Here is a 20,158-nt window from a genome sequence, read left to right as displayed (position 1 = left end):
GGGAGGGGCCGCACGGCCATCGCCCCCCCCGTTCCAAGTCAGGTGCGGTTCGCGGCGATCATCTCCCGGTACCAGCGGTAGCTGTCCTTCGGCGTGCGCTCCTGCGTGTCGTAGTCGACCCGGACGATGCCGAACCGCTTGTCGTAGCCGTACGCCCACTCGAAGTTGTCCAGCAGCGACCACACGTAGTACCCGCGTACGTCCACGCCCGCGTCCATCGCCGCCCGCAGCGCGGTGAGGTGGTCGCGGAGGTAGGCGACGCGGTCGGTGTCGTGCACGGTGCCGTCGGCGGCCGGCGCGTCGTCCTCCGCCGAGCCGTTCTCCGTGACGTGGACCGGCGGCAGCGCGTCACCGTACTGCTGCTTCAGCCGGACGAGCAGGTCGGTGAAGGAGTCCGGGACGACCGGCCAGCCCATCGCCGTGTGCCGGACGCCGGGGAGCCCGACTTCCTCGTACCGGTTGTCGGTCGCCACTCGCCGCGCCGGGTCGCTCTCGCGGTGCGGGGCGGCGGAGACGACGATCGGCCGGTAGTAGTTGACGCCGAGGAAGTCCAGCGGCTGGGAGATCAGGTCCAGGTCGCCGTCCCGCCGGAAGTCCTCCCCGGTGATCAGCTCGCCCCAGGTCTCCTCCTCGGTGGCCGGGTAGCGGCCCGCGAGGATCGGCTCGGTCCACACCAGGTTGTGCTGGGTGTCCGCGCGGACCACGGCCGCCAGGTCGGCGGGGGAGTCGGTGGCCGGCAGGTTGCGGTCCAGGTTGAGCGTGATGCCGGCCTCGCGCACCCCGGCCGCCCGCAGCGCCGACATCGCCAGCCCGTGGCCGACCAGCAGGTGGTGGGCGGCGGCCAGAGCGCCCCGGCCCTCCTTGGCGCCGGGGGCGTGCCGGCCGATGGAGTAGCCGAGGAAGGAACTGCACCACGGCTCGTTCAGGGTGATCCAGCGCGGCACCCGGTCGCCCAGGTGCTCCGCGACCACGGCCGTGTACTCGGCGAACCGCTCCGCCGTCTCCCGCACCCGCCAGCCGCCCCGGTCCTCCAGGGCCTGCGGCAGGTCCCAGTGGTAGAGGGTGGCGGCCGGTTCGATGCCCGCCGCGAGGAGTTCGTCGACCAGGCGGGAGTAGAAGTCCAGGCCCTTCGGGTTCACCGTGCCCGAACCCTCCGGCACGATGCGCGGCCAGGCGATCGAGAACCGGTACGAGTCCACGCCCAGGTCGCGCAGCAGCGCCACGTCCTCGGGGTAGCGGTGGTAGTGGTCGCAGGCCACGTCACCGGTGTCGCCGTTCACCACCAGGCCGGGGGTGTGGCTGTAGGTGTCCCAGATCGACGGACCGCGGCCGTCCTCCCGCGCCGCGCCCTCGATCTGGTACGACGCGGTCGCGGCGCCGAGGACGAAACCGGGCGGGAAGCTGGGGTACTCGTTCATGCTGTGCGGCTCATCTCCATGCGTACGGGGCGTGCGAGGGTCACTTCACGGAACCGCCGGTGATCCCGGCGGCGATGTACTTCTGGGCGAGGACGAGCAGGATCGCCGCCGGCACCGCGGAGAGCACGGAGGCGGCCATCACCGAACCCCAGTCGCCGACGTGCGCGCCGATGTACTGGTAGATACCCAAAGTGATGGGCTTGACGTCGTCGGTCGTGTTCAGGGTGAGCGCGAACATGAAGTCGCTCCACGAGAACAGGAAGGCGAACAGCCCCGACGTGATCAGCGAGTTGCGGCTCATCGGCAGCACCACCCGCACGAAGGTCCGCACCGGTCCGGCACCGTCGATCTGCGCGGCCTCGATCACCTCGCCCGGGATCGACACCATGAAGGAGCGCATCAGCACGATGGAGAACGGGATGCCCAGCGAGGCGTCCGCCAGCATCAGACCGAAGTAGGAGTTGACCAGGCCCAGGTCGACGTACGAGCTGTAGAGCGCGTTGGCAATGACGATGCCCGGCACCATCTGGGTGATCAGCGTGCCGAACACGATGGTGCGCGAGCCGCGCAGCCCGAACCGCGCCAGCCCGTACGCCGCCGGCGCCGAGATCGCCAGGCAGATGGCGACCGCGCCGATCGAGACGGCCAGCGAGGTCAGCAGGTTGCCGCCCTGGTCGCTGACGGCCTTGGAGAAGCCGGACAGGTCCAGGCTCTCCGGCACCGGGTCGACCTGGAGCAGCCCGGAGTCGGGCTGGAGCGCGGTGTTGAGCATCCAGTACAGCGGGAAGAGCATCACGCCGAGGACGAGCACGCCGGCGACGGTGGAACCCCAGCGGCGCCGGGACGCGGTGGGCGTCTGAGCTGCCATCGTCCAGTCACTTCCCCTCGGTGCGGTTGGCCCGCAGGTAGAACACCGCGAACACGGCGGAGATCAGGATGAGTACGTTGCCGACGACGGCGCCCGCGCCGAAGTCCAGCTGCACGAAGGAGTTCTGGTAGGTCAGCGTGCCGAGCGTCTGGGTGGCGTCGGCGGGACCGCCGTCGGTGAGGGCGAGGATCAGGTCGAGGATCTTGACCGTCGACATGAAGCCGAGGACGAGCACGACCGTGACGACGGGCTTGAGCACCGGCAGGGTGACGGAGCGGAAGGTCCGCCAGGCCGACGCGCCGTCCAGGGCGGCCGCCTCGTGCAGTTCCTTCGGGATCTCCTGGAGACCGCCGTACAGGATGACCATGTTGAACGGGATGCCGATCCAGATGTTGACCAGGATGACCGACACCAGGGCCATCTCCGGACTGGTCAGCCACGGCGTGTGGCCGCCGAGGCCGAGGGTGTCCAGGAACGAGTTCAGCACGCCCGTGTCCTGGTCGAGGATGCGGCGCCAGACGATGCCGGACACCACCATGGGCACCAGCCAGGGCAGCAGGATCAGCGAGCGCAGCACCCCGTTCAGCGGGAAGCGGCGGCTGAAGAAGACCGCGAGCGCCAGGCCGATGCAGAACTGGCCCAGCAGCGAGCCCGCGGTGAAGACGAGGGTGTGCCACAGCGCCTTGCCGAACAGGGCGTCCTGGAACACGCCGGACCAGTTGTCGGTGCCGTTGAAGGGCGCCTCACCGGTGAAGAAGGTCTTCGGTGTGTAGTGCTGGAAGCTCATCACGACGTTGCGGACGAGCGGGTAGCCGAAGAACAGCAGCATGAAGACGACGGCGGGGGCGACGAACCCCCACTGGGCGAGCCGGCGCCGGCGCCTGAGCCTGGCCGGGTCCGGCGCGGTGCCCGTCGTGGACGCCTTGGCCGGCGTCTGGGCGGTGACGGTGGACGTGGTCATGGGCGCGTACCTCAGTTCCCGCTCGTGGCCCGCTGCTGGGCGCGCTTCAGGGCGGTCTCACTGGACTGGCCGGTCAGGGCGGACTGGAAGGCGCTCTGCAGGGCGAGCGACACACTCGACCAGCCGGCGCCCAGCTGCGCGGTCCGGGACCGGGCGACGGCCACCTGGTCGGCGAGGGAGTCCAGCTCCGGCACCCGCTCGCGCCAGACGGCGGCGGCCTTGGCGTTGGCCGGTACCATCCAGCTGTTGAGCGCGTAGGTCAGCTGCTCCTTCTCACTGGAGAGACACGCGACGATCTTCCCGGCCGTCTTCTCCCGTGCCTCGTCACCGGTGTTGGGCACGGTGAGTACCGCGCCGCCGAGCGGCCCCACCGAGTCGTCGCCGGCCTCGGGCACCGGGATCGGCGCGATGCCCCAGTGCAGCGACTCGTCGGTGTTGAGGGTCTCCACCTGCCACGGGCCGTTGATCATCATCGCCGCGTTGCCGGCCATGAACTGGTCGTTGACGTCCGCCTGCGTCCAGTTGACCGTCGACTTCGACAGCGAGCCGTCCTTCAGCAGGCCCTTCCAGTAGTCGAGGGCCTCGGCGACCTGCGGGCTGTCGAGGTCGGTCTCGTCACCGCCGTTGGACCACATGAACGGCATGAACTGGAAGACGCCGTCCTCCGCGCCGCCCGCGCTGAGCGCCAGTCCGTACTGCTTGCCCTCGGTGAGCTTCTCGGCGCTCTTGCGCAACTGCGCCCAGGTGGTGGGCACCTCGACGCCCGCCTTGTCGAGGACGTCCTTGTTGTAGAAGAGCGCGAGGGTGTTCACGGACCGGGCCGCACCGTAGTACGTCCCCTCGTACGAGCCGAAGTCGACGATGCCCTTGGGGATGTCCTCGGTGCTCAGCCCGAGGGTCCGCAGGTCGACCAGTCCGCCGGCGTCGGCGAAGGTCGGCATCTCGGACGCGTCGAACTGCACGATGTCCGGGAGCGACTTGGACGATGCCATGCGCAGTGCCTTCGTCATCACCTGTGACGCCGGGACGCTCTGCTGCTCGATGGTGACGCCCAGCCGCTTGCCGCAGCGGGCCATCGCCTCCGCGTCCCAGCGGTGGTACGACTCGTCGGTCGAGGAGTTCATCACGGTGTATACGTCGGCGTCGCGCTGCTGTCCGCAGCCCGTGAGCGCCGCCCCGGCGACCAGGACGGAGACGGCGGCGAACGGGGCGACGGCCCGGCGCGAGCGTCCTCGCCTGCGGCGCGTGGCAGCCGGAGGGTGTGCTGTCAAGGCGAGCGAGGTGAAGCGCTTCGACATGGTGCGGCCCTTGCTGTCGTACCGTCCGGCTTCCCTGCCGGACCGTTTTGTTTGATGTGATGACTAATACGTCAAGGACCGGCTGTCGCGCTAGAGCAAAGTGGCCCCCGTCTCGCCACTTCGTGGTGTGAGAAGGGCCTTCCCGTGGGTAATAACCCCTGTTCAGCGCACCGAGCTCGGAGAGAAACCCTCCTGGCGCGGATTTGTTTTGTGTACGATCAAAACGCTGTGAGACGGCCCCGTGCTGCCACCCGACAGCTCCCGCCCCACCCGAGGAAGATCATGAAGTTCACCGACGGCTTCTGGCTCATCCGCGAGGGTGTGCATCTCTCGTACGCCACCGAGGTACGCGATGTGCGCCCCGAATCGAAGCGCTTCACTGCTCATGCCGCCGTGAAGAAGGTGACGCGGAGGGGGGACACGCTCAACGCGCCGCTCCTCACGGTCGAGTGCTTCTCTCCCGCCGAGGGCGTCATCGGCGTCCGCGTCACCCACCACGCCGGCAAGCGCCGTCCCGGCCCCGATTTCGCTCTCACGGGCGCGGCGGACGACGCCGGCACGGTGCGCCAGGACGGCACGGTCACCGAGCTGACCAGCGGCCCGCTGTCCCTCCGCCTGGACCGCGAGGGCCCCTGGGGCCTCACCTTCCACGACGCGGACGGACGCGAGCTGACCCGCGCGGGGGCCAAGAGCACCGCGTTCGCCACCACCGGCGACGGCGCACACCACATGCTGAGCCGGCTCGCGCTCGGTGTCGGCGAGCAGGTCTACGGCCTCGGCGAGCGCTTCACCCCGTTCGTCAAGAACGGCCAGGTCGTCGACATGTGGCAGGCCGACGGCGGCACCAGCAGCGAGCAGGCCTACAAGAACATCCCCTTCTACCTCTCCTCACGCGGCTACGGCGTCTTCGTCAACCATCCCGGAGCGGTCTCCTTCGAGGTCGGCTCCGAGTCCGTCGGGCAGGTCCAGTTCAGCGTCGAGGACCAGACGCTGGAGTACTACGTCGTCGCCGGCCCCACGCCCAAGGACGTCCTCACCCGCTACACCGCGCTCACCGGCCGCCCCGCCCTGCCGCCCGCCTGGTCCTTCGGCCTGTGGCTCACCACGTCCTTCACCACCTCCTACGACGAGGAGACGGTGACGTCGTTCGTCGACGGTATGGCCGAGCGCGGTATTCCGCTCTCGGTCTTCCACTTCGACTGCTTCTGGATGCGCGAGTACCAGTGGTGCGACTTCCAGTGGGACCCGGAGGTCTTCCCGGACCCGGACGGCATGCTCGCCCGGCTCAAGGCCAAGGGCCTCAAGGTCAGCGCCTGGATCAATCCGTACATCGCCCAGAAGTCCCCCCTCTTCGACGAGGCCGCGGCCCTCGGGCACCTGGTGCGCCGGCCGGACGGCGACATCTGGCAGTGGGACCTGTGGCAGGCCGGGATGGGCCTCGTCGACTTCACCAGCCCCGCCGCCCGAGACTGGTACGCCGGAAAGCTGAAGCCGCTGCTCGACCAGGGCGTGGACTGCTTCAAGACCGACTTCGGCGAGCGCGTCCCCACCGACGTCGTCTGGCACGACGGGTCCGACCCGGAGCGCATGCACAACTACTACACGCACCTCTTCAACCGCACCGTCTTCGAACTCCTCGAGAAGGAACGCGGACAGGGCGAGGCCGTTCTCTTCGCCCGCTCCGCGACCGCGGGCGGCCAGCAGTACCCCGTCCACTGGGGCGGCGACTGCTGGTCGTCCTTCGAGGCGATGGCCGAGTCGCTGCGGGGCGGCCTGTCCCTGTCCCTGAGCGGCTTCGGCTTCTGGAGCCACGACATCGGCGGCTTCGAGGGCACGCCCGACCCGGCCGTCTTCAAACGTTGGCTGGCCTTCGGCCTGCTCTCCTCGCACAGCCGCCTGCACGGTTCCTCCTCCTACCGGGTGCCGTGGGAGTTCGGCGAGGAGGCGGTCGACGTAGCCCGGCACTTCACCCTCCTCAAGCACCGCCTGATGCCCTACCTGTACGGCGTCGCGGCCGAGGCCCACCGCACCGGCGTGCCGATGATGCGGCCGATGGTCCTGGAGTACCCGCACGACCCGGGCTGCCGCCCGCTGGACCGCCAGTACATGCTCGGCCCCGACATCCTGGTCGCCCCGGTCTTCACCGAGGACGGCGAGGTCGAGGTCTACCTCCCCGAGGGCACCTGGACCCACCTCCTGACCGGCGAGCGCGTCACCGGCCCGGCCTGGCGCACCGAACGGCACGACTACGACAGCCTGCCGCTGTACGTCCGCGAAGGCGCCGTCCTGCCGCTGGCCTCCGACGACGGCCGCCCCGACGGCGACTGGCTGGACGCCCCGACCCTGCTGGTCCACCCGCCCGCCGGACCCGACTACGCGGCCGAGACCACCGTGCCCGACCTGCTGGGCATGCCCGCCGCGACGTTCCGCGTACGGCGCGACGGGGACGTCCTGCGGGTCGGCGCGAGCGGCACCGACCGGCCGTTCACCGTGCGGGTCGCGGGTGGGGCGAGCGCGGAGGGCAGCGCGGAGGTGAGCGTGCCGCTCGGGTGAGGCCGGTGGCTGTGAGGGGAGCGAACGGCCCGGCGCCAGGCCGTGGGCGTGCGGCGTGGCGCCGGGGCGTTCGCTCCCCTCACCTGTCCTCAGCGGCGGAGGGCGGCCAGCGCCGTCAGCAGCCGGTCCACGTCGTCCGTGCTGTTGTACGGCGCCAGGCCGACGCGTACGCCGCCCTCGTCGCCGAGTCCCAGCCGGCGCGAGGCCTCCACGGCGTAGAAGGAGCCGGCCGGCGCGTCGACCCCCCGCTCGGCCAGCTGCCGGTAGACGTCGGCCGGGCGCAGGCCCGCCACGGTGAACAGCAGGGTCGGCGTGCGCCGCGCGGCCCGCGAGTACACGGTGATCCCGCCGAGGCCCGCCAGCCCCCGCTCGATCCGCTCGCGCAGCGCGTCCTCGTGTTCCTCCAGCGCCGCGAACGAGGCGACGAGCCGGTCCCGGCGGCTGCCCCGCGCGTCCGGCTCCAGGCCCGCGAGGAAGTCCACCGCGGCACGGGCGCCGGCCAGCAGCTCGTACGGCAGCGTCCCCAGCTCGAAGCGCTCGGGGACGGCGTCGCTGGACGGCAGCAGCTTGTCCGGGCGCAGCGTCTCCAGGAACTCGGGCCGCGCCGCCAGCACCCCCAGGTGCGGACCGAGGAACTTGTACGGCGAGCACACCAGTGTGTCCGCGCCGAGTACCGCCGTGTCCACGACGGCGTGCGAGGCGTAGTGCACCGCGTCGACGTGGAGCAGCGCGCCGACGCCGTGCGCGAGGCGGGCGACGGCCGGCAGGTCGGGCATGGTGCCGATGAGATTGGACGCGGCCGTCACCGCGACCAGGCGGGTGCGCGGGGAGAGCACCGCCTCGATGTGCTCGGGAAGCAGTTCTCCGGTGGCCGGGTCGAAATCCGCGCGGCGCACGCTCGCGCCGGCCGTCTCCGCCGCCTGGACCCAGGGCCGGATGTTGGAATCGTGGTCCAGGCGGGTGACGACCACCTCGTCACCCGGCCCCCACGTTTTGGCGAGCGTCCGGGACAGGTCGTAGGCGAGCTGCGTGGCGCTGCGGCCGAGGACGACGCCCCGTGGCTCGGTGCCCAGCAGGTCGGCCAGCGCGCTGCGGGCGTCCGCGACGATGCCGTCCGCGTTGCGCTCGCCCTCGGTCGTCCGGCCCCGGTTGGCCAGCGGGTTGGCCAGCGCCTCGCCGATGGCGTCGATGACGGGCTGCGGGGTCTGGGTGCCGCCCGGCGCGTCGAAGCGGGCGGAGCCGGACTTCAGGGCGGGTATCCGCGCGCGGATCGCGCCGACGTCGAGGGCCATGTGCACTCCAAGCTGAGGCGGGGGACTCCGCCTCATGATCGCAGCAGGGGCGGCGTCCGGAACAGACGCGCGTGACGGGCACGCAACGGCCGCGTGCGAGCGGCGGTATGCAACCGCCGCGCGTGACGGGCGGGTACACAGCGGGTACACGGCCCACTGGGCGTGACGGGCGGGTACACGGCCCACTGGGCGTGACGGGCGGGTACACGGCCCACTGGGCGTGACGGGCGGGTACACAGCCACTGGGGGCGACGGACCGGTACGCAGCCACCGGGGGCGACGGACCGGTCCACACTCACTCACCGCGCCAGACGGACGGCTGCGCAACGATCGCGCGTGCCGCACGGATCAGGAGTCCGCGGCGTGCGCCGGCTGCTTCTCGCGGCCGCCGGGATGGCGGTGCCGCCAGATCCAGAAGACCGCGCAGGACAGCAGCGCCCACCCGCCCAGCACCAGGAACGGAAACGCGTGCTGATGGCCCTGGAAGTACACCGCGGTGTGCTGGGCGTTGACCGAGCCCCCGGGCGGCAGCCACCGGCCGATCGTTCCCAGCGGGGACGGCAGCAGCGGCCAGGACACTGCGCCGCCGGAGGAGGGGTTGCCGAGGAGCACCATCAGGCCCCAGGTCGGCAGCATCGCCCAACGCCCGACCAGGGTGTTGAACATGGTGAAGACCATGCCGGACGCGAACATCGTGAGCGCCAGGATCAGCCACGACTCGGCGAACGGCAGGTCGAGCGCGTCCAGCAGCCAGTCCACCGTCGCGGCGATGGCGAAGCCACCGAGCAAGGCGTAGGCGGCCGTGAAGAGGATGCGTTCGAAGGGGGTCAGGGAGCGCGCGTGCACGCTCAGCTGGATCGCCCCGACGAAGCCGATGATCACGGCGGCCAGGGAGATGTAGAAGATCGCCAGCCCGCGCGGGTCGCCCTCCTGAAGGGGGTTGATGTCCCGGACGGTGACCTGGACGCCGGTCTTCTTCCCCACGGCCGGCGCCGTGTCGGCCAGCACTTCGGCGACCGAGGCGCCCGACGCGCTGGAGAGGTCGAGCACGGCGGTCCGTCCGCCGTCGCGCAGTTCGAAGATCGCGAAGACCTCCTGGTCCTGGATCGCCTCACGGGCCGCGGCCCCGCTCTCGTAGGGGTGCACCTTGACCGAGGCGTTCAGCGCCTTCTCCAGGCCGTCCAGGAAGGCCCGGCCACGGGCCTCGTCGTACGAGCCGACCACGGCCGCGGGGATCGAGTGCGGCGTCGGGTCCGCCATCGAGTAGGTGTACGAACCCGCGAAGAGACCCGCCGCCGCCGCGAGGATCAGCACCAGCACGGTGGCCGGCCAGAACGGCGACTGCCGGAAGGCGGACCACCGCTGTCCGCGCGTCGGAGGCTGGGCATGGGCGCCGTGGGACATGTGGGCCATGTCCCGGACGCTTCCACAGCCGGGGCGAAAGGGCACCAAGAGCGCCGTCGCCCGGGGGGTCACGGAGCGTGACGGGTTTGCTGAGCGGTCGCGGAGTACTCGCGGCGCGGGGTCAGGCGTGCACCAGCGGCGTGTCCACCAGATGCTCCGCTACGAACCACGCCTGCAGCTCGTTGGTGCGCACGACCTCCGAGACGAGGAGGTCGTTGGTGCCGTCGTCGCCGAGTTCCTGCGTGCGTGCCGCGGCATCGTGGCAGTCGGCCAGGATCAGCTCGTGCGCCTCCAGCAGCCGTGACAGCATCGACGGCACCTCCTCCACCCCGTCCGGCGGACGCGGCACGGTGGTGATCTCGGCGACGTGCCGGGGGTCGCCGATCGCGACGCCGCCGAGCGTCTGGACGCGCTCGGCGATGGTGTCGATCAGCTCCAGCTGCTCGCCCGCGTGCTTGTCCAGCAGCAGGTGGAGCTGGTAGAACGTCGCCCCGCGCATGAGCCAGTGGTACTTCTTGTACAGGTCGTGCAGGATCCGGGTGTCCGCCAGGACCTTGTTGAGCCGCTGGCAGGAGTACAGGCGGGTCTCCATGGTCAGCGCCACGGGGAACTGCTTGACGGTGCCGAACTCCTGGATGGTCCGGCCCTTCTGGTGCAGCCAGGGCTGGCTGCCGTCGGACCGGTGCTCCACGGACGACGACTTGGGGTTGCTCACGCCTGAACTCCTTCTGAAAAGGGCTGAAGAGTGTGCCGGCGCGGTGTGACCGGCTCCGGTCCCCCCGCGCCAGTCGACCAGCCGCCTGCCGGGCCCGCAAACGCTGGGGGTTGTCCAGACATTCGCTCCGCACTTATGGTCTGCCGGAGTGCAAGCGCTTTCTAGCGGCGTGCGCGCATGTCGTGCGCCGGCGTCCGAGGAGGACCGCATGTCCCCACGCCCCGCCCGCCGCCGGGTCGCCGTGGTCGGTACCGGTGCCATCGTCACCGGCAGCCACCTGCCCGCCCTCAGAGCCCACGCCGACCGCACGGAACTGGTGGCCGCCGTGGACGTGGACCCGGCCCGGCTCGAGGCCTTCCGGGCCGAGGCGGGTGCCGACGTCGCCCCGTACACGTCGATGGGGGCGATGCTGGACGCCGTACGCCCCGATCTCGTCCTCGTCGGCACGCCGCCGTCCCTGCACCGGGAGCAGACGGTGGCCGCGCTGAAGGCCGGCGCCTGGGTGCTGTGCGAGAAGCCGCTGTGCCTCTCCCTCGCCGAGTACGACGACATCGCGGCGGCCGAGGAGGCGTCCGGCGCCTACGCGTCCGTGGTCTTCCAGCACCGGTACGGCTCCGGCGCCGCGCACGCCCGTGACCTGATCGCGGGCGGCGAGCTGGGCGCCCCGCTGGTCGCCCACTGCCAGACCACCTGGCACCGCGACGCCGCCTACTACGCGGTTCCGTGGCGCGGACGCTGGGCCACCGAGGGCGGCGGCCCGACCATGGGCCACGGCATCCACCAGTACGACCTGCTGCTGCACCTGCTCGGCCCCTGGGCGGAGGTACGGGCCATGGCGTCCCGCCTGGTCCACGACACCGAGAGCGAGGACGTCTCCACCGCGCTGGTGCGGTTCGGGAACGGCGCCCTCGCCACCGTCGTCAACAGCGTGCTCTCCCCGGACGAGGTGAGCCGCGTCCGCGTCGACTGTGCCGACGCGACGGTCGAGCTGACCCACCTGTACGGGCACCGCAACGACGACTGGACCTACACCCCGGCCCGGCACGTCGTCCCCGAGCGCGCCGCCGCCTGGCGCTCCCCGGTTGCGGACGTGCCCAGCTCCCACACCGCGCAACTCGGCGCCGTGCTGGACGCCTGGGACGCGGGCGAGCGGCCCCCCGGCAGCGGTCCGGACGCCCGCGACACGCTCGAGTTCGCCGCCGCCCTGTACAAGGCGGCGTTCACCGGGCGGCCCGTCCTGGCCGGCGAGATCGCACCAGGCGACCCCTTCCACTCGGCCATGCACGGCGACCACCCCGACTGGGCCCCCGAGGAGCGCGCATGAGCACCCTGAGCGTCAGCCACACCCACGGCGACCACGTCGCGGTCACCGCGGCGAACGGAACCGAGATCCTCCGCTACGTCTACCGCCCCGACCCCGAGGCCTTCGAGTCCCGCAAGCCCTACGCGCACCCGTTGCGCACCCTCGCCGGACGCACGGTGACCGGCTACCGCCCCAGTGACCACCGCTGGCACAAGGGCCTGCAGATGACGGCCAGTCACCTCTCCGGGCAGAACTTCTGGGGCGGCAACTGCTATGTCCACGGCGAGGGTTACCTCCCGCTGCCCGAGCGCATCGGCTCTATGCGGCACGACGGCTTCCCCGGCTTCACGGTCGAGGACGACCGGCTCACGCTCACCGAGAACCTCACCTGGATCGAGAACGCCGGCGCCGAGTGGGCGCACGAGGAGCGCGGCCTGACCGTCCACTCGGTCGACGAGGAGGCCGGTGCCTGGGCCCTGGACTGGTCGATCCGCCTCACCAACACCCGCGCCGAATCACTGGTGTTCGGCTCCCCGACCACCGCAGGACGCGAGATGGCCGGTTACACCGGCCTCCAGTGGCGCGGCCCCCGCGACTTCACCGGCGGCACCGCCTTCGCCCCGGACGGCGACGCGGACGCCGCCGAGCTGATGGGCACCCGGAGCCCCTGGCTCGCCTTCACCGCCGAGCACGACGACGTCGACGCCCATTCCACGCTCGTCTTCGCGCACGCACCCGAGAACCTGGACGGGACGGCCGCGATCCACCCCTCCCACTGGTTCGTGCGCGCCGAGCCGATCCCGACCGTCGCGTTCTCCTGGGCGTTCTTCGAGGAGTTCGAGCTGGCGCCGGGTGAGTCCTTCGCCTACCGCTACCGCGTCGTGGTCGCCGACGGCGCCTGGGACGGCGACCGGGCCGAGGCCTACCTGAAGGGGCTGCCGTGGTGAGCGACCCCGAGGCCTGCCTTCCCCGCCCGCTGCCCGGCGCGGTCGGCCTGTCCCACCTGAGCGCCTACGACTGGGCCGCCACCGACGGCGTGTGCGGCGGCAGCCCCCACCTGCACCTGGTGTGCACGGAGGCGTACGTCGTCACCGGCGGCCGCGGCGCGGTTCAGACGCTGAGCCCCGACGGCTACCGGGACATCCCGCTGGAGCCCGGCTCGGTCGCCTGGTTCACGCCGGGCACCGTGCACCGCATGGTGCAGGGCGGCGACCTGCGCGTCACGGTGCTGATGCAGAACAGCGGCCTGCCCGAGGCCGGGGACGCCGTCTTCACGTTCCCGCCCGAGGTGCTGGCCGACCCGGGAGCGTACGCCGCCGCGGCCACGCTGCCGCCCGGCACGGGGCCGGAGACGGCGGCGGCGGCCCGGCGGCGCAGGGACCTCGCCGTCGAGGGGTACCTCGTCCTGCGCGAGGCCCTGGTCGCCGGGGACGACGGCCCCTACCGGGAGTTCCAGCGGGCCGCCGCCCACCTGGTGCGCGACAAGGTGCCCGGCTGGCGAGAGCTGTGGCGGGCCGGCGCGCTGGCCACCGCCGAGCGCACCGGTGCCCAGCTCGACGCGCTCACCGACGGCGACCCGGCGTATCTCACCGAGGCGACCGCGTACGAGGCCGCACCCACCCGGGTCGGCGGCTACGGCATGTGCGGCCGCCGCGACGAGTACGCGCTGCCGGGAACGACGCTGCCGTACCAGGGGGAGTAGACCGGACCCGCGGGGAGCGGAGGCGGCGAGGGACCTGCCGGGCGCCGCCGGACGCCACGTGGCGCTGCCGCGACGGCGGACGCGGGCCGGATCTGGCGCCGGGAGTACCGGAGTTGACGCTCGTGGCCCTCGGTGCGCGTGGCGCACAGGGGAGTCGGGCGGCCGGGGGCCGGCACGGCGGCGTTCACGTCCCGTTCTCCCACCGGGCGGAAGAATTGATGGGCCATTAGGGCGACGGATGTGTGAAGGGATGGTCGAGATGCGCATCCTCTTGACATGAACCTGCGGCCCGAGGGGCGGGTCGCAGCCTCATGGAGGTGTGGAATGCACCGCAGACTCGCCACCGGACTCGCCGCCTCGGCTCTTGCCGTGACCACCGTCGTGGCCACCGCCGCGACCGCCGACGCCGCTCCCGCCGACAAACCGCGGGTACTCGCGAGCTGGACCCAGACCAGCGCGTCGAGCTACAACGCCTGGACCGCGGCACGGGCGAACCAGTCCGCCTGGGCCGCCTACGAGTTCGACTGGACCACCGACTACTGCTCCTCCTCGCCGGACAACCCGTTCGGCTTCCCCTTCAGCACCTCCTGCGCACGGCACGACTTCGGCTACCGCAACTACAAGGCCGCCGGTTCCTTCAGCGCCAACAAGTCCCGCCTCGACAGCGCCTTCTACGAGGACCTCAAGCGTGTCTGCGCCCGCTACGGCGGCGCCACCAAAACCGCCTGCGACAGCACGGCGTGGACGTACTACCAGGCCGTGCGGGCCTTCGGCTGACGGTCCGGCGCCGCGCCGCCGCGTCCGTACGCGGAGGACGGCGCCGCCGAGCAGACCGACCGCAGGCCGGGCACCGGAGCGGCCGCCGCCGCAGCGAGCGCGGCGGCCGCACTGGCGATGCCCAGGACGGCGCCCGCGGCCACGTCGCCGGGATAGTGGACGCCGACGTGGACCCGGGAGTAGGCGATGGCGCTCGCCAGCGCGCCGAGCGGTACGGCCGCCGCGGGCAGGACCATGCCGACCGCCGTGGCGAACGCGACCGCCGAGGCCGTGTGCCCGGACGGGAACGAGGCGGACGCGGGCATGGGCACATACCGGTCCACCGTCACCCGCGCCGCCTCCCGGTCGGGCCGTGCCCTGCGCACCAGCCGCTTGCCCAGCAGGTTCGAGGACGCCGATGCCACGGCGACGGCCCCCACCCCGGCTAGGGCCGCCCGCCGGGGCCGCGCACCGCTCAAGGCGAGGGCGGCGGCGATTCCGAGCGAGACCTTGGAGTGGTCGGCGGCGTGGGACAGCCGGCGCAGCGCCCGATCCAGTGTGGGCGTGGACGTGGCGGCCACCGCCGCGTACAGGGCGCCGTCCACGGCACGCAGGTCACCGAGTACGGCGGTCAGGACGCTCCTGCGCGAGCGGGCCGGGCCGGGATCCGGCGCGAGCGGGCCGGCGGTGTCCCCGTCGGCGTTGGTCGGTTCGGTCATGGGCTCCTGCTCCGCGGGGCGATGGGGCGGGGCTGACGCCCGGGTGCCGCGCGGGGCATGCCGCCCCGACGACTCGGGCGCCGGGAGCGCCGTGGGCCCGACGACCCACCGCGCGTGTTCCGTCGCCGCACCAGCCTGAGTCGACTTGGGGCGTACGGCGCGCCGGCGGGGCCCGTCCGGGGGACGGCGCGGGTGCCCCGTTCTTCGGCGAGGAACGGGCCGGCCTGCGTCGCTCCCGCGCGGGCGGGCTTGCCGTGGGCCGGGGGGCGACCGGACCGGATGGGGCTGTCCCGCGAGGGCGACCGGACTGCATGGGGGCTGGGCCGTGGGGGCGACGGTGCCGGCCGCCGTCGGCTCGCACGGCGCGATCACCGAGCGGCCGGAGCCGCGTGTGAGCCGCCGGCCGACCCGTGAGGGCAGGCCGGCGGCTCGCGGTGTGGTGGTGGGTCAGGCCGCGGCGCGGAAGGACCGCAGGCGCAGGGAGTTGCCGACGACGAAGACGGAGGAGAAGGCCATGGCGGCTCCGGCGATCATCGGGTTGAGGAGTCCGGCGGCGGCGAGTGGCAGGGCGGCGATGTTGTAGGCGAAGGCCCAGAAGAGGTTCGACTTGATGGTGCCCAGGGTCTTGCGGGCCAGGCGGATGGCGTCGGCAGCGGCGCGCAGGTCGCCGCGGACGAGGGTGAGGTCACCGGCCTCGATGGCGGCGTCGGTGCCGGTGCCCATGGCCAGGCCCAGGTCGGCCTGGGCGAGTGCGGCGGCGTCGTTGACGCCGTCGCCGACCATCGCGACCGAACGGCCCTCGCTCTGGAGGCGCTTGACGACGTCGACCTTGTCCTCGGGCATGACCTCGGCGATGACGTGCTCGGGGTCGATGCCGACCTCCGCGGCCACCGCCTGGGCGACGGCCTGGTTGTCGCCGGTGAGAAGGATCGGGGTCAGGCCCAGGGCGCGCAGCCTGCCGATGGCCTCGGTGCTGGTGTCCTTGACGGCGTCGGCGACTTCCAGGACCGCCCGGGCCTCGCCGTCCCAGGCGACGGCGATCGCGGTGCGGCCGGCCGTCTCCGCCTCGGCCTTGGCGCGTGCCAGGCCGGCGGGGAGGTCCATGGCCCATTCCCGCAGCAGCTTCTCGCGGCCGACGAGGACGGCGTGGCCGTCGACGACGCCCTGCACGCCGAGACCGGGAACGCCTGCGAAGTCCTCCGGGACGGGCAGGGTGCCGACGCGGTCGGCCGCTCCTGCCGCCACCGCCTGGGCGATCGGGTGCTCGGAGGAGTGCTCCAGCGCCCCCGCGAGACGCAGCACCTCGGCCTCGCCGGTGCCCTCGGTGGTGTGGACGGCGAGCAGAGTCATGCGGCCGGTGGTGACGGTGCCGGTCTTGTCCAGGACGATGGTGTCGACCTTGCGGGTCGACTCCAGGACCTCGGGACCCTTGATGAGGATGCCGAGCTGGGCGCCGCGCCCGGTGCCGACCATCAGCGCGGTCGGCGTGGCCAGGCCCAGGGCGCAGGGGCAGGCGATGATCAGTACGGCGACGGCGGCGGTGAACGCGGCGGTCAGTCCGGAGCCGTTGCCGATCCAGAAGCCGAGGGTGGCCACGGCCAGGGCGATGACGACGGGGACGAAGACCCCGGAGATGCGGTCGGCCAGGCGCTGGGCGGCGGCCTTGCCGTTCTGCGCGTCCTCGACCAGCTTGGCCATCCGGGCGAGCTGGGTGTCGGCGCCGACCCGGGTGGCCTCGACCACGAGACGGCCGCCCGCGTTCAGGGTGGCGCCGGTGACCGGGTCGCCCACGCCGACCTCGACGGGCACCGACTCTCCGGTGAGCATGGAGGCGTCCACGGCGGAGGTGCCCTCGACGACCGTGCCGTCGGTGGCGATCTTCTCACCGGGGCGGACCAGGAAGTGGTCGCCCACCGCCAGCTCCGCCGTCGGAATCGTCCGTTCACCGCCGTCGGGGTCCCGAACGGTGACGTCCTTGGCGCCCAGCTCCAGCAGGGCCTTGAGCGCGGCGCCGGCCTTGCGCTTGGAACGGGCCTCGAAGTAGCGCCCGGCCAGGATGAAGGCGGTCACTCCGGCGGCGGCCTCCAGGTAGATGTTCCCGGCGCCGTCACTGCGGGCGATGGTCAGCTCGAAGGGGTGCGTCATGCCCGGCGTGCCCGCGGTGCCGAGGAAGAGCGCCCACAGCGACCACAGGAACGCCGCCGACGTGCCCACCGAGATCAGCGTGTCCATGGTGGCCGCGCCGTGCCGTGCGTTGGTGAACGCGGCCTTGTGGAAGGGCCAGGCGGCGTAGGTGACGACCGGCGCCGCCAGGGTCAGCGACAGCCACTGCCAGTACTCGAACTGCAACGCCGGCACCATCGCCATCGCGATGACCGGGACGGCCAGCACCACGGCGGTGACGAGGCGCTCCCGCAGGGGCCGCAGTTCGTCGGCGGGCTCGGCGTGCTCCGTGCCGGGTGCGGGCTCGGCACGTACCGGCTCGGGCTCGCGGGCGGTGTAGCCGGTCGCCTCGACCGTGGCGATCAGCTCCGGGACGGACACGTCACCGGCGTAGTGGACTTTGGCCTTCTCCGTCGCGTAGTTGACGGTGGCGGTGACCCCGTCCATCCGGTTGAGCTTCTTCTCGATCCGGGCGGCGCACGAGGCGCAGGTCATGCCGCCGATGGCGAGTTCCACCTCGGCCGGTGCGCTGGTCGTACTCGTCGTCATGGCTGCTCCTGATGCGGGTCGTCGGCCGGGACCCGGCGGGCGGGTCCCGGCGGTGTGGCGGGGAAGTGCGGGCCGGTCAGGCGCGGCCGGTCAGCTCGTAGCCGGCCTCGTCGACGACTTCGGCGATCGCCGTGTCGTCCGGCTCGGCGGCCGTGGTGACGGTGACCCGGCCGGTGTCGAGCTCGACGTCGACACCGGTGACACCGTCCAGCTCACCGATCACGCGGGTGAGCGTCGCCTTGCAATGGCCACAGCTCATCCCGGCGACGGCGTAGGTGGTGCTGACCGGCTGGGTGGCGGCGGTGGTGACGGTCGAAGCCATGGCTTCCTCCGGAAAGTGGTGGACGTTACGGGGGCGGCGTTACGGGGGCGGGGTATCCCCGCCGAGTTCCATGTATACCCCTGGGGGGTACCGGACGCAACCCTGGACCCGGCTTGACTCTGTACCCCCCGGGGGTATGGTGAAGCGCATGGAGAGGCCTCCGTGCGAGCCGGAGACCCGGAATCCGAGGAGACGACCGTCATGCACACCGGACTGAGGATCGCCGCGTTCACCGCCGCGCTGGCCGCCACCTTCGGCACCGCCTACGGCGTCGGCAAGGGGGTGGACCCGGTCGTCGCGGAGAGCGCGCCCGCGCCGCACGACGAGCACGGTCGCCCGTCAGCCGAGCCTGAGCGGGGCGGAGGGCACGAGGACACTCCGCCCGGTGGACTGCAGATCTCCGAGGGCGGTTACACCCTCGACCTCGCCACCCCGCGCGTCACCGCCGGTCAACGGACCGAACTGCGTTTCACCGTCCGGGACGGCGACGGCGAGGCCGTCACCGCCTACCGGCGCGAGCACGACAAGGAGCTGCACCTCATCCTGGCCTCACGCGACCTGGTCACCTACCGGCACCTGCACCCCACCCGCGCCGCCGACGGCACCTGGAGCACCCCCGTCGACCTGCCTCGCGCGGGCGGCTACCGTGTCTTCGCCGACTTCACCCCGGCGAAGGAGAACGCGGAGAACCTCACCCTCGGTGCCGACCTCGCCGCCTCCGGCCGCTACGAGCCCGCGAGCCTGCCGGCCCCCGGCGACACCGCCCGAATCGACGGTTATCAGGTCGAGCTCGCCGGAACACCGGCCCCGGGCAAGGCGAGCGAGCTGAAGCTGAAGGTCTCCCGCGGCGGGGTCCCCGTCAACGACCTCCAGCCCTACCTCGGCGCCTACGGCCACCTGGTCGCCCTGCGTTCCGGCGACCTCGCCTACCTCCACGTCCATCCGGACGGCGAACCCGGCGACGGTTCCACGAAGCCCGGCCCGGAGATCTCCTTCACGGCCACCGCGCCCAGTGACGGCACCTACCGCCTCTTCCTGGACTTCAGGCACCAGGGGAAGGTGCACACCGCCGCGTTCACCGTAAGGGCCGGATCGGCACCCGCGGCGCACGACTCCGTTCCGACGGCCCCGAGCGAACACACCGACGGCCACGGGCACTGACGGTCACCGCCGACGACCTGGCGACCGGCGGGAGCGACCGTCCTAGGCCGTGACGACCCGGACCCCTGCCTCCTCGAACCGCCGCACCAGGTCCGGGTCGGCGGCACCGTCCGTGACCAGCGTGTCCACGGACTCGGCCGCGCAGATCCGGGCGAACGCCCGCCGGCCCAGTTTGCTGGAGTCGGCGGCCACCACCACGCGCTCCGCGCGCTCGCACAGCAGCCGGTTGATCGCGGCCTCCGCCTCGTCGTGGGCCGCGGCGCCGTGCGCGGCGTCGAAGGCGACGACGCCCAGCACCGCCACGTCGAGGGTCACCTGACCCAGCACCCCGTCCGCGAGCGGACCGATCAGCTCGTACGACTGCGCCCGGGCCACGCCGCCGGTCACCACGATCTTGAACTGCGGCCGGACGGCCAGCTCGTTCGCGATGTTGAGCGCGTTGGTGACCACGGTCAGCGCGGGCGTGCCGGAAGCCAGGTCGGGGCGCACGGCCAGGGCGCGCGCCACCTCGGTGGTCGTCGTGCCCCCGGTCAGTCCGACCGCCTCGCCGGGTGCCACAAGCGCGGCGACCGCCTGTGCGACGCGCTGCTTCTCCGAGGCCCGGCGGGCCGTCTTGTAGCGCAGCGGCAGTTCGTACGACACCCCGTGCACGACCGCGCCACCACGCGTGCGCACGAGCATCTGCTGCTCGGCGAGCCGGTCGAAGTCGCGGCGGATCGTCGCGGCCGAGACCTCCAGCTCGGTCGCCGCCTCCTCGACGTCCAGCCGGCCGCGCTCCACGAGCAGCTCCAGCAGCGCCTTCCAGCGGGCGTCGCGCGACATCCGCGCCTCCGTTCCTCGATCTCCCGCGACCCTAGCGCACCGGACTCTTCCTCAGATTGCTTGATTGTGCTCGAAATCTCGCTATATCTTGCAGGAACAATCAGCCAGTCGTGGAGGCGGACCCGGGTGCTCACGGGTCAGAGATCGGGGAG

The 20,158-nt window shown here is 72.2% G+C and carries 17 protein-coding genes; 6 read left to right on the top strand and 11 right to left on the bottom strand.

All coding sequences use genetic code 11. The features are described 5' to 3' along the window. Positions 1–38 precede the first annotated feature (38 nt). The 4 genes from ACZ4V1_RS08665 to ACZ4V1_RS08650 are packed head-to-tail and all read right to left on the bottom strand — an operon-like array spanning position 39 to position 4,545. Positions 39–1,418: a GH1 family beta-glucosidase gene (locus ACZ4V1_RS08665; RefSeq protein ID WP_468331458.1), complete on the bottom strand. Its 1,380-nt coding sequence runs from the start codon at positions 1,416–1,418 to the stop codon at positions 39–41. Positions 1,419–1,458: 40 nt separating this feature from the next. After that, positions 1,459–2,286 (bottom strand): carbohydrate ABC transporter permease, encoded by an 828-nt coding sequence (locus ACZ4V1_RS08660; RefSeq protein WP_468331455.1) that lies wholly within the window; start codon positions 2,284–2,286, stop codon positions 1,459–1,461. Positions 2,287–2,293: 7 nt separating this feature from the next. Next, on the bottom strand, positions 2,294–3,247 hold the full coding sequence (locus ACZ4V1_RS08655) for a carbohydrate ABC transporter permease (RefSeq protein WP_468331452.1): 954 nt from the start codon (positions 3,245–3,247) through the stop codon (positions 2,294–2,296). Positions 3,248–3,258: 11 nt separating this feature from the next. Beyond that, on the bottom strand, positions 3,259–4,545 hold the full coding sequence (locus ACZ4V1_RS08650; RefSeq protein ID WP_468331449.1) for an ABC transporter substrate-binding protein: 1,287 nt from the start codon (positions 4,543–4,545) through the stop codon (positions 3,259–3,261). A gap of 282 nt (positions 4,546–4,827) precedes the next feature. Between ACZ4V1_RS08650 and yicI the strand changes: the two genes are divergently transcribed. Beyond that, entirely contained in the window at positions 4,828–7,098 is a 2,271-nt protein-coding gene (yicI, locus tag ACZ4V1_RS08645; RefSeq protein WP_468331446.1) for an alpha-xylosidase, read from the top strand. A gap of 89 nt (positions 7,099–7,187) precedes the next feature. Here yicI and ACZ4V1_RS08640 read toward each other — a convergent pair whose 3' ends face one another. The 3 genes from ACZ4V1_RS08640 to ACZ4V1_RS08630 all read right to left on the bottom strand — a co-directional run bounded on the left by ACZ4V1_RS08640 (position 7,188) and on the right by ACZ4V1_RS08630 (position 10,509). Further along, on the bottom strand, positions 7,188–8,390 hold the full coding sequence (locus ACZ4V1_RS08640; RefSeq protein WP_468331443.1) for a cysteine desulfurase-like protein: 1,203 nt from the start codon (positions 8,388–8,390) through the stop codon (positions 7,188–7,190). 348 nt (positions 8,391–8,738) lie between these two features. Continuing rightward, on the bottom strand, positions 8,739–9,803 hold the full coding sequence (locus ACZ4V1_RS08635) for an ABC-2 transporter permease (RefSeq protein ID WP_468331440.1): 1,065 nt from the start codon (positions 9,801–9,803) through the stop codon (positions 8,739–8,741). A gap of 112 nt (positions 9,804–9,915) precedes the next feature. After that, positions 9,916–10,509 carry a Dps family protein gene (locus tag ACZ4V1_RS08630; protein ID WP_468331437.1) on the bottom strand — a complete coding sequence of 198 codons (594 nt, stop codon included), beginning with the start codon at positions 10,507–10,509 and terminating at the stop codon, positions 9,916–9,918. Positions 10,510–10,717: 208 nt separating this feature from the next. Between ACZ4V1_RS08630 and ACZ4V1_RS08625 the strand changes: the two genes are divergently transcribed. The 4 genes from ACZ4V1_RS08625 to ACZ4V1_RS08610 all read left to right on the top strand — a co-directional run bounded on the left by ACZ4V1_RS08625 (position 10,718) and on the right by ACZ4V1_RS08610 (position 14,291). Then, positions 10,718–11,833, top strand: a complete 1,116-nt coding sequence (locus ACZ4V1_RS08625) for a Gfo/Idh/MocA family protein (RefSeq protein ID WP_468331434.1) — start codon at positions 10,718–10,720, stop codon at positions 11,831–11,833. Beyond that, on the top strand, positions 11,830–12,759 hold the full coding sequence (locus ACZ4V1_RS08620) for a DUF6807 domain-containing protein (RefSeq protein WP_468331430.1): 930 nt from the start codon (positions 11,830–11,832) through the stop codon (positions 12,757–12,759). Before ACZ4V1_RS08625 ends, ACZ4V1_RS08620 begins: the two co-directional genes overlap by 4 nt. Beyond that, the gene (locus ACZ4V1_RS08615; RefSeq protein WP_468331427.1) at positions 12,753–13,514 is read left to right on the top strand and encodes a cupin domain-containing protein; all 762 of its coding nucleotides are present in this window, start codon (positions 12,753–12,755) and stop codon (positions 13,512–13,514) included. Before ACZ4V1_RS08620 ends, ACZ4V1_RS08615 begins: the two co-directional genes overlap by 7 nt. 324 nt (positions 13,515–13,838) lie before the next feature. Beyond that, positions 13,839–14,291, top strand: a complete 453-nt coding sequence (locus ACZ4V1_RS08610; RefSeq protein WP_468331424.1) for a phospholipase — start codon at positions 13,839–13,841, stop codon at positions 14,289–14,291. Here the strand turns inward: ACZ4V1_RS08610 and ACZ4V1_RS08605 are convergent. The 3 genes from ACZ4V1_RS08605 to ACZ4V1_RS08595 all read right to left on the bottom strand — a co-directional run bounded on the left by ACZ4V1_RS08605 (position 14,264) and on the right by ACZ4V1_RS08595 (position 18,023). After that, positions 14,264–14,989, bottom strand: a complete 726-nt coding sequence (locus tag ACZ4V1_RS08605) for a phosphatase PAP2 family protein (RefSeq protein WP_468331421.1) — start codon at positions 14,987–14,989, stop codon at positions 14,264–14,266. The two genes, ACZ4V1_RS08610 and ACZ4V1_RS08605, sit on opposite strands and share 28 nt — an antisense overlap. A gap of 447 nt (positions 14,990–15,436) precedes the next feature. Then, entirely contained in the window at positions 15,437–17,701 is a 2,265-nt protein-coding gene (locus ACZ4V1_RS08600; RefSeq protein WP_468331418.1) for a heavy metal translocating P-type ATPase, read from the bottom strand. Between the two features lie 76 nt (positions 17,702–17,777). Next, positions 17,778–18,023: a heavy-metal-associated domain-containing protein gene (locus ACZ4V1_RS08595; RefSeq protein ID WP_468331415.1), complete on the bottom strand. Its 246-nt coding sequence runs from the start codon at positions 18,021–18,023 to the stop codon at positions 17,778–17,780. Between the two features lie 201 nt (positions 18,024–18,224). Here ACZ4V1_RS08595 and ACZ4V1_RS08590 point away from each other — a divergent pair, with 201 nt between their 5' ends. Next, the gene (locus ACZ4V1_RS08590; protein WP_468331412.1) at positions 18,225–19,184 is read left to right on the top strand and encodes a hypothetical protein; all 960 of its coding nucleotides are present in this window, start codon (positions 18,225–18,227) and stop codon (positions 19,182–19,184) included. A 42-nt stretch (positions 19,185–19,226) separates the two neighbouring features. On the opposite strand, the gene ACZ4V1_RS08585 is transcribed toward ACZ4V1_RS08590, so the two are convergent. After that, positions 19,227–20,006 (bottom strand): DeoR/GlpR family DNA-binding transcription regulator, encoded by a 780-nt coding sequence (locus tag ACZ4V1_RS08585; RefSeq protein WP_468331409.1) that lies wholly within the window; start codon positions 20,004–20,006, stop codon positions 19,227–19,229. Positions 20,007–20,158 lie beyond the last annotated feature (152 nt).

It is taken from the genome of Streptomyces sp. NPDC028991 (assembly GCF_055564775.1).
Note: the sequence above shows the minus strand (reverse complement) of the source record. Positions and strands in the feature narration are given on the sequence as shown.